Source organism: Streptococcus bovimastitidis (assembly GCF_001885095.1).
GTDB lineage: Bacteria > Bacillota > Bacilli > Lactobacillales > Streptococcaceae > Streptococcus > Streptococcus bovimastitidis.
The window spans coordinates 27,092-40,744 of the sequence record NZ_LZDD01000004.1 but is presented as its reverse complement, the minus strand read 5'-3'; the positions used below and the strand labels follow the sequence as shown (position 1 = coordinate 40,744).

Here is a 13,653-nt window from a genome sequence, read left to right as displayed (position 1 = left end):
AATATTTTTGTGCTATACTTAAACCATGAAAACTAAACAAGAACCCACATTTGATTTCTTCGGTCGCAGTTATATAAATTTCGAAAAAGACTTTAACGAATACTCAGCATTGCAAGTACCACTGACTTATTTAACAGATGACATCATGCTGACCATGCAAGCGACAAACGATCATTTCTTTATTCTAAATAAAGAGAATAGCAAGACGAGAAGAAGCATTAAGTTTAATTTTGATGTTAAAGATAATGTATATTACTATACAAATTATGAAGTCCTGTAAAACGGACTTTTTTTATTTTTTCCGTTTTAATAGACTTTGATACAAAGAAAAAAGACCTCGTCCAGAAGTCGGGGAAAAGTCGGGGAGACATGCTCCAAACGCCGTAGTATAAACATTTCACTTTTTTTGTTATAATTTATGTAATTATTAAAATAGCATTTTTGCGTCTCCTTGCTAATTAGCAAGGGTGAAAAATATAGAAAAAGAGGTAAATCATGTCTGTTCTTGAAATTAAAAATCTGCATGTCTCAATTGATGATAAAGAGATTTTAAAAGGGGTTAATTTAACCCTTAAAACAGGTGAAATTGCGGCCATCATGGGACCAAATGGTACTGGGAAATCAACCTTATCAGCAGCTATTATGGGTAATCCTAACTATGAAGTGACTGAAGGTCAAGTTCTCTTTGATGGGGTTGACGTTCTTGAGTTAGAAGTTGATGAACGTGCTCGTATGGGACTTTTCTTGGCTATGCAATACCCATCAGAAATTCCTGGTATTACCAATGCTGAATTCATGCGTGCTGCCATGAATGCGGGTAAAGCTGATGAAGATAAAATTTCGGTTCGTGATTTCATTACTAAGTTGGACCAAAAAATGGAACTCCTTGGCATGAAAGAAGAAATGGCTGAGCGTTACCTCAATGAAGGTTTCTCAGGTGGTGAGAAAAAACGTAATGAGATTCTTCAACTCTTGATGCTTGAACCTAAGTTTGCTTTATTAGATGAAATCGACTCAGGTCTTGATATTGACGCCCTTAAAGTGGTTTCAAAAGGGGTGAATGAAATGCGTCAAAAAGATTTTGGTGCCATGATTATTACCCATTACCAACGTCTTTTGAACTACATCACGCCTGACCGTGTTCACGTTATGATGGATGGACGCATTGTTCTTTCTGGTGACGCTGAATTAGCCGCTCGCCTTGAAAAAGAAGGTTATGCTGGTATTGCTGAAGAGCTAGGAATTGATTACAAAGAAGAAGTCTAATGATGTCTTGCTAAAAGAGTCTAGTTATTATAGAGAGAAAGAGGATACATCATTATGACATTAGAAAATATTTTGGCTTTTTCTCAGGGAAAAGCAGAGCCGGTATGGTTGCAAGAAAGACGCCAAAAGGCTTTTACATTAATTGATCAACTGGAATTACCAAGAATTGAACGGGTGAAATATCATCGTTGGAACCTAGGAGATGGTAGCATTTCTGAAAGTCCTATGACGGGAAATGTCCCAGATTTTATTACCTTAGGCGATAATCCAACCTTAGTTCAAAATGGGACCCAAACTGTTTTCGAACAGTTACCTGTGGACCTTCATGATAAAGGGGTTGTCTTTACGGATTTTTATTCAGCCCTCGAGGAAATTCCTGAAATTATCGAAACTTATTTTGGGACGGCTGTGGCAGATGATCAGGATAAACTAAGTGCCTACCATACTGCATATTTTAATAGTGCCGCCGTCCTTTATGTTCCTGATTTTGTGGAAATTGAAATGCCCTTAGAAGCTATCTTTTTACAGGATAGTGATAGTGATGTGCCTTTTAACAAACATGTCCTTATTATTGCGGGTAAAGAAAGTCAATTTTCTTATTTGGAACGTTTTGAATCATTTGGTCAAGGCAGTCAAAAAGCTTCTGCCAACATTAGTGTTGAAATTCTGGCTCAAGATGGTAGCCGTGTGAAGTTTTCAGCTATTGACCGTCTTGGTGAATCAGTGACAACTTATATTAGTCGTCGTGGTCGTTTGTCTAATAACGCCATGATTGATTGGTCATTAAGTGTTATGAACGAAGGCAATGTGGTTGCTGACTTTGATAGTGACTTGATTGGTGATGGCAGTCATGCTGATTTAAAAGTTGTCGCTGCTTCAAGTGGCCGTCAGGTGCAAGGGATTGATACACGGGTTACCAACTATGGTAAGAATTCCGTTGGTCATATTCTCCAACACGGTGTTATTTTAGAACGTGGTACGTTAACTTTTAATGGGATTGGCCACATTATTAAAGGTGCTAAAGGTGCAGATGCCCAACAAGAAAGCCGTGTTCTAATGCTTTCTGATAAGGCAAGAAGTGATGCCAACCCAATTTTATTGATTGATGAAAATGAAGTCACTGCAGGTCATGCAGCTTCAATTGGTCAAGTAGACCCTGAAGATATGTATTATCTCATGAGTCGTGGTTTGGATAAAGATACGGCTGAAAGACTTGTTATCCGAGGTTTCTTAGGAGCTGTTATTATAGAAATTCCTGTCAAAGAAGTTCGTGACAGCATTATCGACGTATTAGATCAGAAATTAGCCACTAGAAATTAAGATAAAAAGGAGTCGGAATGATTGATAGTTTAGCCATCAAAAAAGCATTTCCTATATTAGAGCAAGAGGTTAATGATGAGGCCTTAGTTTATTTGGATAATGCTGCAACGACTCAAAAACCGCAAGTAGTTCTAGACCGGATAATGGCCTATTATCATCAGGATAACGCCAATGTTCATCGGGGTGTTCATACCCTAGCTGAAAGAGCGACACGTGACTATGAAGCCAGTCGCACTTTGGTCCGTGATTTTATTCATGCCAAGTCTAGTAAGGAAGTTCTTTTTACCAGAGGGACTACTACCGGTCTCAATTGGCTGGCAGGATTTGCTAGAAGCATTCTCAAACCAGGAGACCAAATCCTTATTTCAATCATGGAACACCATGCCAATATCATTCCTTGGCAACAAGTTTGTCAAGCGACTGGGGCGGAATTGGTTTATGTTTATCTTAAAGACCAAGCCTTAGACATGGATGATTTGAAGACAAAGCTGACTGATAAAACGAAGATTGTCAGCTTAGCACATGTTTCCAATGTTTTAGGATGTCAAAATCCAATCAAAGAAATCACGCAATTAGCCCATGAAAAGGGTGCGCTGATGATTGTTGATGGGGCTCAGGCAGTTCCTCATATGGCCATAGATGTCCAAGATTTAGATTGTGATTTTTATGCCTTTTCAGGCCATAAAATGATGGGGCCAACTGGTATTGGTGTCTTGTATGGTAAAGAAGAATTGCTCAATCAGATGGAGCCCTTTGAATTTGGTGGTGAAATGATTGATTTCGTCTACGAACAAGAAGCCTCTTGGAAAGAATTACCTTGGAAGTTTGAAGCTGGAACGCCAAATATAGCGGGAGCTATTGGACTTGGTGCGGCGATTACTTATTTGAATGAGCTGGGGATGGATGCATTTGCGGCGCACCAGCAGGAATTGGTGGATTATCTCTTGCCAAAATTGCTTGCCGTTGAGGGTTTAACCCTTTATGGTCCGCGCCTGCCTGAGGCTCATGCTGCGGTTTTTGCCTTTAATTTAGATGGGATTCATCCACATGACGTCGCGACAGCTTTGGACTATGAAGGGATTGCCGTAAGGGCAGGTCATCATTGTGCCCAGCCCCTTATGCGACATCTTGGCATTTCCTCGGCTGTTCGGGCAAGCTTATATATATATAATTCAAAAGAGGATTGTGATCGTTTGATTGATGCAATTCTGAAAACGAAGGAGTTTTTTAATGGCACTCTCTAGACTGAATAGTCTTTATATGGCGGTAGTTGCCGACCATTCTAAAAATCCCCACAATCATGGCACGATTGAAGGGGTAGAGTCTGTTGTCTTGAATAACCCCACCTGTGGTGATGTCATTTCCTTAAGTGTCAAATTTGAGGATGACCGGATTGCTGATATTGCTTTTGCGGGGGATGGTTGCACAATCTCAACAGCTTCTTCTAGTATGATGACGGATGCTGTTAAGGGGAAGACTCTGGCTCAAGCTTTGGAACTGGTTGAAATCTTCTCGGAGATGGTTCAAGGTCAAGACAATTCTAAACAGAAAGAATTAGGAGAAGCTGAGCTTTTAGCTGGTGTTTCCAAATTTCCTCAAAGGATAAAATGTTCGACCCTAGCTTGGCACGCTTTAGAAAAAGCTATTAAACGTCACCAAGAAGAAGTAAAGTAAGATAGAAAGAAAAGGAATAGATATGTCTGAAACAAATGAAAAGGTAGAACCAACGCCCATTGATTTGGGAGATTACCAATTTGGTTTTCATGATGATATTAAACCGATTTACTCTACAGGTAAAGGTTTGAGTGAAGCTGTTGTCAGAGAACTTTCAGCAGCTAAGGGCGAACCAGAATGGATGTTAGAGTTTCGTCTTAAATCTCTAGAAACCTTTAATAAAATGCCTATGCAAACCTGGGGTGCAGATTTATCAGATATCAATTTTGATGATATTATTTATTATCAAAAGGCCTCTGATAAACCAGCTCGTTCATGGGACGATGTTCCGGAGAAAATCAAAGAAACCTTTGAACGTATTGGGATTCCCCAGGCAGAACGTGCTTATTTAGCGGGAGCTTCTGCACAATATGAATCTGAAGTGGTTTATCATAACATGAAAGATGAATTCGAGAAGTTGGGTATCGTTTTTACTGATACGGATTCTGCTTTGAAGGAGTATCCTGACCTCTTTAAACAATATTTTGCTAAGTTAGTTCCCCCAACGGATAATAAACTAGCTGCTTTAAATTCAGCAGTTTGGTCTGGCGGTACCTTTATCTATGTGCCTAAGGGTGTTAAGGTGGATATTCCTTTGCAAACGTATTTCCGGATTAACAATGAGAATACAGGGCAGTTTGAGCGGACGCTGATTATCGTTGACGAGGGTGCTAGTGTCCATTATGTTGAAGGCTGTACGGCACCAACTTATTCAAGCAACAGTCTTCATGCGGCTATTGTTGAGATTTTTGCGCTGGATGGGGCATACATGCGTTATACCACTATCCAAAACTGGTCTGACAATGTCTATAATTTAGTAACCAAACGGGCGCGTGCCTTGCAGGATGCTACGGTTGAATGGATTGATGGCAACTTAGGGGCTAAAACAACAATGAAGTACCCATCTGTTTATTTAGATGGACCAGGTGCGCGTGGAACCATGTTGTCCATTGCCTTTGCTAATGCTGGCCAACATCAGGACACAGGTGCCAAAATGATTCACAACGCACCACATACATCATCATCAATCGTCTCTAAATCAATTGCCAAAGGTGGCGGGAAAGTAGACTACCGTGGACAAGTTACCTTCAATAAAAATTCGAAAAAGTCGGTTTCCCATATTGAATGTGACACCATTTTGATGGATGACATCTCCAAATCAGATACCATCCCATTCAATGAAATCCACAATTCCCAAGTGGCACTTGAACACGAAGCCAAAGTATCAAAAATCTCAGAAGAACAACTCTATTACCTCATGAGCCGCGGCTTAACAGAAGGAGAAGCAACCGAAATGATCGTTATGGGCTTCGTCGAACCCTTCACCAAAGAATTACCAATGGAATACGCCGTCGAACTCAACAGATTGATATCGTATGAAATGGAGGGGTCCGTAGGCTAAAAAAAGGAGATGCTCAACAGCCATAAAGCTGTTGGCATCCCTTTTTTTAGGTCTATTTGATTATCTGATTGTTTGAAAAATATGGAAACTTAATCTTTTCTAACTTTTATCTCTTTTTAGATAAATTAGACGAACAATAGTCGGCTTTATGTTACAATAGAGACGTATATATATAAATCAAAAAATTAGAATTGGGGTTCTAATATGCAAGCCAAAAGGCAAATGGTTCAGTCACCTTTAAAGAAAAAGGTGGTGACCACTTTACTCATCATCCTGGTCTATCTGATTGGTAGACATATTCCACTTCCTTTAGTCGATGTTGATGCTTCCGCATTCGGTGGCATTAATCGAGAATTAATGAACATAGCAAGCCTAGTATCAGGAGGTGATTTTTCACAAATTTCCGTATTTACTTTGGGTTTAGGCCCATGGATGTCGACCATGATTCTCTGGGGCTTTTTCTCAACGAGTAAACGATTGAATTTACAAAAAATGTCAATGGTCGTTTCAGACCGCTGGCGTAAAATCATGATGATTATTATTAGTATTATCCAGTCTTTAGGGTTGCTCAGTTTCATGAAGTTTCAAACTTGGATTCTGCCATTTGAACGGATTGGATTTCTAATGATTGTCGCTTTCCTATCTATTGCGGGATGTTTTATTATTATGTGGTTGGCCAATTTAAACATGATGTTTGGAATTGGCTCATCTTCTATCATCATTCTGGTGGGGTTAATTTCTTCCTTACCAGCTCGTTTATCAAAGGCTATCAGTAAAGACGGTCACATGAACCAACACTTGTGGGTCTATGGCGTCATTGTTGCCTTTGCGATTATTGCTTTAGTGGTCACTATTTTCCTAGAGAGAGCGGAATATCGGATACCATTAGAACGGGTTATGATTCATAATGACTTCGCCCATAAATCTTATATCCCTATCAAAATGAACGTTGCGGGTGGGATGGCCATTATGTACGGGATGACTTTGTTGGTTTTACCACAATACTTATTCTCGGGCTTACAGATGCTATATCCTGACAATAAAACTTTATCTTACTTAGTTTCTAATCTTACCTTATCAAAAACCATTGGTTTAAGCGTTTATTTAGTTATTTTATTCCTCTTAACCATTGGCTTTGCGCTTGTTAATGTGAAACCTGATAAGTTAACCGAAAGTCTTCAGGAAATGGGAGACTATATTCATGATGTTAAACCTGGCAAACCGACTTTTAAATACCTTAATCGCATCGTTAAACAAGTTGGCTTTTTAGGTGGTTTATACACTTGCTTTATCATTGGTGTTCCTTTAGTGCTTGGGCATATCTACAAAATTGATTCGACAATATCAACCCTACCAGGAACTATTTTGATTTTGTCGACCTTGTTATTTACAATCTTTGATCAAGTCGATATGTTGCGTATAAACAAACAATACCATGAAATTTTATAATTGAGAGAGAACAATATGTACCATTTTATTCCTGCTTGGTATCGTAAAGACCGTGTTTGGTTTGACGATACGCAAGAGTGGACGCACGTTAATCAATTTCTACAATTTGATGATAGTGTTAACCAAATCCGTGTCTTTTTTGAAAACCAAGAGCCTGTTCGGGTTATGGTTTTAAATTATGCACCAAACTTAAGATCCTTCTTACACCAAAAGGGTCTTCTTGAAGTTCCCGTATGGTCCTTATTTGATCATTTACAGGATAGTCAAGACATTCAATCCTTTCCAATGGATTGGCGCAAATTAGCTTGGCCTCAAGGGACTAGTTTCATCTATTCGCCCTTTACGGTGACGGCTTTGCGTCATGAAAGACCTTATGCCAAAATCCAATTTGCCACAAATGGCCACCTCTTCCGCATTCTCCGCTATGAAAAAGATGGCAAGACCCTAAAAGAAGAGCTGGTTTTTGATGATCGCGGCTTTTTATCGAGTCTTTTAGTTTTTGAAAATGGCCGAGCAGATCATCAGGATTATTTCAATCAGGCGGGCCAATGGTGCTTACGAGAAACTTTAGACCCAGTTGTCGCAGACAGAATTAGCGTCAACCCTGAAGCAGGAACACTGCTTAAAAACTTAACTTATGCTAATTGGGAAGAGCTGATTTCCGAAACGCTAAATGCTGAAATCAGTCAACTCGCTGCAGATGATAGGTTAGTAATTGCAGCCCACAAACAACACAACGACTTTTTCAAAGAAACGAAACAGCCTAAAATCTTTTCCTTTTATCAAGAGCGTCAACGCCTTGATTCTGCTAGTGCAGCTGATAAGGAACTCTTTTCGCAAGCAGAATTATTGGTTTCTGATGATCAAAAAAACACTGAGGCTCTGCGATTATTGGCAGAAGAAGGAAACTATCCCAATATTATTCAAGTGTCACCATTTGATACCCGCTTTGAATTAGGCTTAAGTATCCGTCAGAAAGAATTAGAAGTTTATCTTTTTGTGGACAATCTTGATGATGCTGAATTGAATGCTATTTGTAAGATCCTTTTTAAGGAAATGCGCAAAAATGATTTGATTACCTTGACGCTAGGAAGCTATCAACGTTATGGTGATCGCAATCAGATGATTGAAACCATGCTGGAAGAGATGCTGGAGCAGTATGTTCCTAAACCAGAAATTCCGGAAGAAGATCAATTGCCAGATAAAGTGGTTGAAGAAGAAGAGCCACGAGCTAAATTCTTAATCATTAAAGAAGAAAATGATGTCATTGCGGCATTTAAAACTAGTCGGATTATTGTTGATATGGGAATGAAACCAGACTTGTATCATCAGATTGCGGCCATTTCATCAGGAATTCCACAAATTAACCAAGTTCAGACAGACTATGTGACCCATAAACAGAATGGCTACATCGTAGAAGATATTAAGGGCATCGAAAAAGGTTTGTCATACTTCTTCAAGGGATTAAGCCATTGGAACCGTTCCTTAGTCTATTCGATTGAGAAAATTGCTGAGAATACGGGTCCAGCGTTAATTAATAAGTGGAAAAATCAAGGGGAAGGACAAGTAACAGATGACAGAAGTTGATGTAAGAGTCCTTCAAATTGGACAAGAAGACTGGAGTCAAAAATATGACATTCCAGAAAATATGGAATGGTCTTATGGACTACCAGATAATTATCGTCCCTTGCTCTTCGATGAGAAGGGGAAAAAAGTTCGTGCTTTCTCACTGATTCTTTTTACAGATGAGACGACTTACGAAGAAAGTTTTGATGATCTCTTTCATTTTACAACGCCCTATTCCGTTTTCTACAATGATAAATTAGTGGATTGGAAAGCTCAAAAAGCCCTTTTTATCTCAAGGGTAGCTAAACCAATGGATATGTCTGATCCTGCACGCTTGATACCTCAATTGGGACATGACTTTTTCTCAGGACAAGAAGGATCTAAAGCAGACAACCGCTATGTCAATATTTATGAGGATTTCAAAGGAAAAGTAAGCTATCAGGGCAATAGCTTTATCCATCTTGAAGGCGAATTTGGGGAAGAATTTAAGCCACTCTTAACCTGGCGCTACAATATTTCATCCCGACCTGGTCAAACACTAGACTTCTGGTTGGAATATTTGAAAGAGGGGGAGGTCAACCTACTTCTTAAAGCCTATCGTTTTATCGGCGGTAGCTCAGATTTAGATGATTCCTATACCTTTACCGAAATTGACATGGAAAAACAGGTCACCATTCCCTCAAAAGAAAAAGAGCATTACCTTTCTTTTGTTCTTTATGCCAAGGGCAATGGTACTTTAAAACTGGGTCCACTACACCAAAGACGAGCTCGTAACTCATATGGAGAGTATATTGCAGGGGGCCGAAGGCTGGTGGACGATCAACGGCAAGAATTAATTGCCTACTTTAGCCCAGGAGACCTAAAACCACCATTAAATGTTTACTTCTCAGGATATCGGACTGCCGAAGGATTTGAGGGGTATTGGATGATGTCTAAAATGAAATCACCCTTTATCCTGATTGGTGACCCGCGTTTAGAAGGGGGCTCCTTCTATATGGGTAGTGAACAATTGGAAAATCAAGTGACGGATTTTATTGAAGACAAACTGCAATATTTAGGATTTAACAAGAAACAAATGATCCTCTCAGGTTTATCAATGGGGACTTTTGGCGCTTCATATTATGCCAGCCGCTTGGAACCACATGCTGTTATCATTGGTAAACCCTTGTTCTCATTAGGAACCATTGCCAAAAATGGTTTCCAAATCCGTCCAGATGAATTTGGAACAGCATTTGACATGGTCCATTCATTGACCAATCAATTAACGAAAGAATCGATGGAAGAAGTTAACCAGAAATTCTGGAAGGCTATTGAAAAGGCAGACTTTTCTAAAACCCTCTTTGCCATGGCCTATATGAAACATGATGACTACGATAATAATGCCTATTACGACTTTTTAGACTGGTCACAAGGTAAAAATATCAAAGTCATCTCTAAAGGGATTGAGGGACGCCATAATGATAATAGTGCTTCCATTAATCAGTGGTTCTTAAATCAATATGCCCGAATCATGAGTTTAGACTTTGGGAGGAAATCATAATGCAGACACAAATGAGAGATATCAGTCTGATAAATTGGGGCCTGCTCAGTGATGCCAGTTACCTATATGGTGTTGACCTAGAATTTCTCAAGGATGGACGGGTTTCTTTCCACCAGGAATTTTTGCCTATTGGAACAGTTATCCACACTTGGCTTTCTGATGTTAATTATCAGGACCGCCGTGATATTCCGAGGCTGCCACTACTAAAACGAGGATTGGACTATTGTCTAAAATTAAACTTGGAGACAGTTAGGGGACACCAGCCTTATCTAAGATTAACTTTTTTTAATCGACGAAAAGAAGTAGTCGCCTATAAAATTATTAAAGAGGATTCAGCAGAGTTTTCTTTACCTAAGGATTGCTACAGCTACAAGATTGATTTAATTAATGCCGGTAGTCAAAGTTTTGTTTTCGATAGCATTTTACTCTATGCCAAAGAAATGGAAGACCTTTTAAGCCAGTCTTATTTTGTCTTGCCATCTCTAGAAAAGAATGCAGAAAATGGGCCACTGAAAGTCTATCTCCTGGAAAATCAAGAGGGACAGCTGATGCCGTTTACAGAATCTTATTTAAAAAAAGTTGGCTCAAGTTTAATCGTTGGTTTAACTAGGCTTGATCAAATGGCTTACTTGACGGACAGCTTCGTGGATTATGTCGCCAAGGCCATTCACAAACATGCTCCAGAGGCACTGGACCAAGGTATTCAATTTATTGGCAGTGGTTCTAAGTCTGACCGCGTAGCCATTCTTTTGGAAAATGCCTTTGAAAAGGGCTCATCCAGCCTTACAGGCCCCGTGACATTTGATCAAGAGCTGAGAACAAGCATTGAAGATTCAGAATTAGCTTTGGAATGGTTAAGTGAGCTACTTCAAAACAATCCCTCACTTTCCACTGCGCAAGCTGATCAGCAAACTGACGATGCATTAGTTGAGGGGCTTTTGGCCAAAAATCACTATCTGGCGCAATTTCAAGAAAAATAATAAAAGGAGCTTACTTTGGGGAGCTTAAGCGAAAAATTTAGTATTAATAGCCTCCGTTTAAGGGCTATCAAAAAAACCTTAAACAAGGTCAATAACTATCAAGATACGATGGCTAAGTTGACCGATAAAGACTTGCAAGCTAAAACGCAAGAATTTAAAGACCGTTTAGCAAAAGGAGAGACCTTAGATGATCTACTTCCTGAGGCTTTTGCTGCGGTCAGAGAAGCGGATCGTCGGATTTTAGGCATGTTCCCCTATGATGTTCAGGTTATGGGAGCCATTGCCCTGCATCAAGGCTTTATTGCGGAAATGCGCACAGGGGAAGGAAAAACTCTGACGGCGACCATGCCTCTTTATTTAAATGCCTTGACTGGTAGAGGGGTTATGTTGGTTACAACCAACTCTTATCTTTCAAGACGTGACGGGACGGAAATGGGAGACGTATATCGTTGGATGGGCTTAACAATAGCACTCGGTGTGCCAGAAGATCCGTTAGAAAAAATTTCTGTGCCAGAAAAACGGGCCATTTATGCTTCAGATATTGTTTATACAACACACTCAACTTTAGGGTTTGATTACCTGATTCAGAATTTGGCGGATTCGGCGACTAAGCAGTTTCTTCGTGATTTTAATTATGCCATTGTCGATGAGGTTGATGAGGTGCTACTTGATAGTGCCCAAACACCGCTGATTATTTCTGGTTCCCCACGGGTTCAATCCAACTACTATAACGTCGCTAATACCTTTATCACAACTTTAGAAGAAGACCGTGACTATAAGTTTGATGACGAACGGACTAATGTTTGGTTAACCAACAAAGGCATTGCTGGAGCGGAAAAATTCTTTGGCCTAGAAAACTTATTTGATGCTAAGCATACAGAAATTGTTAGACATATTATTTTGGCTCTAAAAGCTCATCACTTATATGAGCGTGAGGAAGGCTATATTGTTGAAAACGATGAGATTATTCTTCTGGACGCTATTAGCGGACGAAGCCTTGAAGGGAATAAGTTACAAGCTGGTCAGCATCAGGCTATTGAAACCAAAGAAGCTGTTGAACGGACACCTGAAACAAGGGCCATGGCAAGTGTTACTTATCAGAATCTCTTTAAATTATTTGATAAATTAAGTGGAATGACTGGTACAGGTCGCGTTGCTGATGATGAATTTATAGAAACATACGATATGCCTGTTATCACTATTCCAACCAACCGTCCAATTCAGAGGATTGATCATAAAGATTTAATCTATACCAGCTTGCCTGAGAAAATTATGGCCTCTATGGCGTTTTTGAAAAAAGTTCACGCCACAGGGCAACCTATTTTGCTAGTTACGGCAACGGTTGAGATGTCAGAGATCTATTCTCACTTACTCTTAAAAGAGGGGATCGCCCATAGCGTCCTCAATGCCTACAATACAGCAAAAGAAGCAGAGATGATTGCTGAAGCTGGTCAAAAAGGCAATGTAACGGTCGTTACGGCAATTGCCGGTCGGGGGACAGATATCAAGCTTGGCAAGGGTGTAGCCGAGTTGGGTGGTTTAGCGGTAATTGGTACAGAGCGGATGCCGTCTAAACGGATTGACTTACAGATGCGAGGCCGTTCTGGCCGTCAAGGTGACCCTGGAATGAGTCAATTCTTTGCATCTCTAGAAGATGCCTTACTCATTAAATGGGGACCAGCCTGGTTGCTTGATTATCTGCGTAAGCAATTACCCAAAATGGACCCTGAAAATCCAAAACTTTTGAAATCTAGCCGCTACCACCGCATTTTGAATCAAGCTCAGGAAGCTAGTGATAGTCATGGCCGCCAAGCTCGTCAGAATTCTGTGGAAATGGATGAGAGTATCCAGGTGCAGCGGGAGATGATTTACAGTTTACGTAATCAGTTGATTGAACAAGAGAAGTTGGAAGATGTTAATTTATTAGAAATATTAGATGAAGTCTTGACCAATTTCCTAAGCCAAGAGAAGGAAATGACTGAGGAAAAATTGAGTCGCTACGTCTTTGATAACTTGTCCTATCAGTTTGATGACCATGAGATTGATTATGGCAGTCAGGATTCTATGAAAAAGGCTCTACGTCGGATCTTCCTCAAAGAAATGGAAGATAAGGAAGTGCAGTTTGGAGACAAGCAGGACTATATCAATTTCCAAAGGATGGCCATTCTTAAGGCTATTGACCAGGCTTGGATTGAACAAGTTGACTATTTGCAACAGTTTAGGATATTAGTGGCCAGTCGTAATTCTGCCCAAAGGAATACAACCTATGAATTTCACCGCGAAGCCTTGCTCACCTTCCAAGAGCTGGAACTTCGGGTTAAAGAAAGTATTATTCGTAACCTTGCCTTAAGTATGCTAGCCTATAACCCTAAAGGTGAGTTAGTTGCCTACTTTGCCTAGAGCTGAAGATTAGAGGA

General features: G+C 40.0%; 11 protein-coding genes. All 11 read left to right on the top strand.

The genetic code is table 11. The annotated features are described in order from the left end of the window. The first annotated feature begins 25 nt into the window (after positions 1–25). Entirely contained in the window at positions 26–280 is a 255-nt protein-coding gene (locus tag A9Q68_RS11015) for a DUF5960 family protein (protein WP_071794564.1), read from the top strand. 215 nt (positions 281–495) lie between these two features. After that, positions 496–1,266 (top strand): Fe-S cluster assembly ATPase SufC, encoded by a 771-nt coding sequence (gene sufC / locus A9Q68_RS10035; protein WP_071794563.1) that lies wholly within the window; start codon positions 496–498, stop codon positions 1,264–1,266. 54 nt (positions 1,267–1,320) lie between these two features. Next, a complete protein-coding gene (gene sufD, locus A9Q68_RS10030) occupies positions 1,321–2,586 on the top strand; it encodes a Fe-S cluster assembly protein SufD (RefSeq protein ID WP_071794562.1) in 1,266 nt (421 codons plus the stop codon). Positions 2,587–2,603: 17 nt separating this feature from the next. Next, complete coding sequence (locus tag A9Q68_RS10025) at positions 2,604–3,830, top strand: cysteine desulfurase (RefSeq protein ID WP_071794561.1); 1,227 nt, start codon at positions 2,604–2,606, stop codon at positions 3,828–3,830. Further along, positions 3,817–4,260: a Fe-S cluster assembly sulfur transfer protein SufU gene (gene sufU / locus A9Q68_RS10020; RefSeq protein ID WP_071794560.1), complete on the top strand. Its 444-nt coding sequence runs from the start codon at positions 3,817–3,819 to the stop codon at positions 4,258–4,260. Before A9Q68_RS10025 ends, sufU begins: the two co-directional genes overlap by 14 nt. A gap of 22 nt (positions 4,261–4,282) precedes the next feature. Then, complete coding sequence (gene sufB / locus A9Q68_RS10015; RefSeq protein ID WP_071794559.1) at positions 4,283–5,701, top strand: Fe-S cluster assembly protein SufB; 1,419 nt, start codon at positions 4,283–4,285, stop codon at positions 5,699–5,701. A gap of 204 nt (positions 5,702–5,905) precedes the next feature. Next, on the top strand, positions 5,906–7,150 hold the full coding sequence (secY2, locus tag A9Q68_RS10010) for an accessory Sec system protein translocase subunit SecY2 (RefSeq protein ID WP_071794558.1): 1,245 nt from the start codon (positions 5,906–5,908) through the stop codon (positions 7,148–7,150). 15 nt (positions 7,151–7,165) lie between these two features. After that, positions 7,166–8,737: an accessory Sec system protein Asp1 gene (asp1, locus tag A9Q68_RS10005; RefSeq protein WP_071794557.1), complete on the top strand. Its 1,572-nt coding sequence runs from the start codon at positions 7,166–7,168 to the stop codon at positions 8,735–8,737. Further along, positions 8,724–10,256 (top strand): accessory Sec system protein Asp2, encoded by a 1,533-nt coding sequence (gene asp2, locus A9Q68_RS10000; RefSeq protein ID WP_071794556.1) that lies wholly within the window; start codon positions 8,724–8,726, stop codon positions 10,254–10,256. The genes asp1 and asp2 overlap by 14 nt, the downstream gene beginning before the upstream one ends. Next, positions 10,256–11,236: an accessory Sec system protein Asp3 gene (gene asp3, locus A9Q68_RS09995; RefSeq protein ID WP_071794555.1), complete on the top strand. Its 981-nt coding sequence runs from the start codon at positions 10,256–10,258 to the stop codon at positions 11,234–11,236. Before asp2 ends, asp3 begins: the two co-directional genes overlap by 1 nt. Positions 11,237–11,251: 15 nt before the next feature. Further along, complete coding sequence (gene secA2, locus A9Q68_RS09990) at positions 11,252–13,636, top strand: accessory Sec system translocase SecA2 (protein ID WP_071794554.1); 2,385 nt, start codon at positions 11,252–11,254, stop codon at positions 13,634–13,636. Positions 13,637–13,653 lie beyond the last annotated feature (17 nt).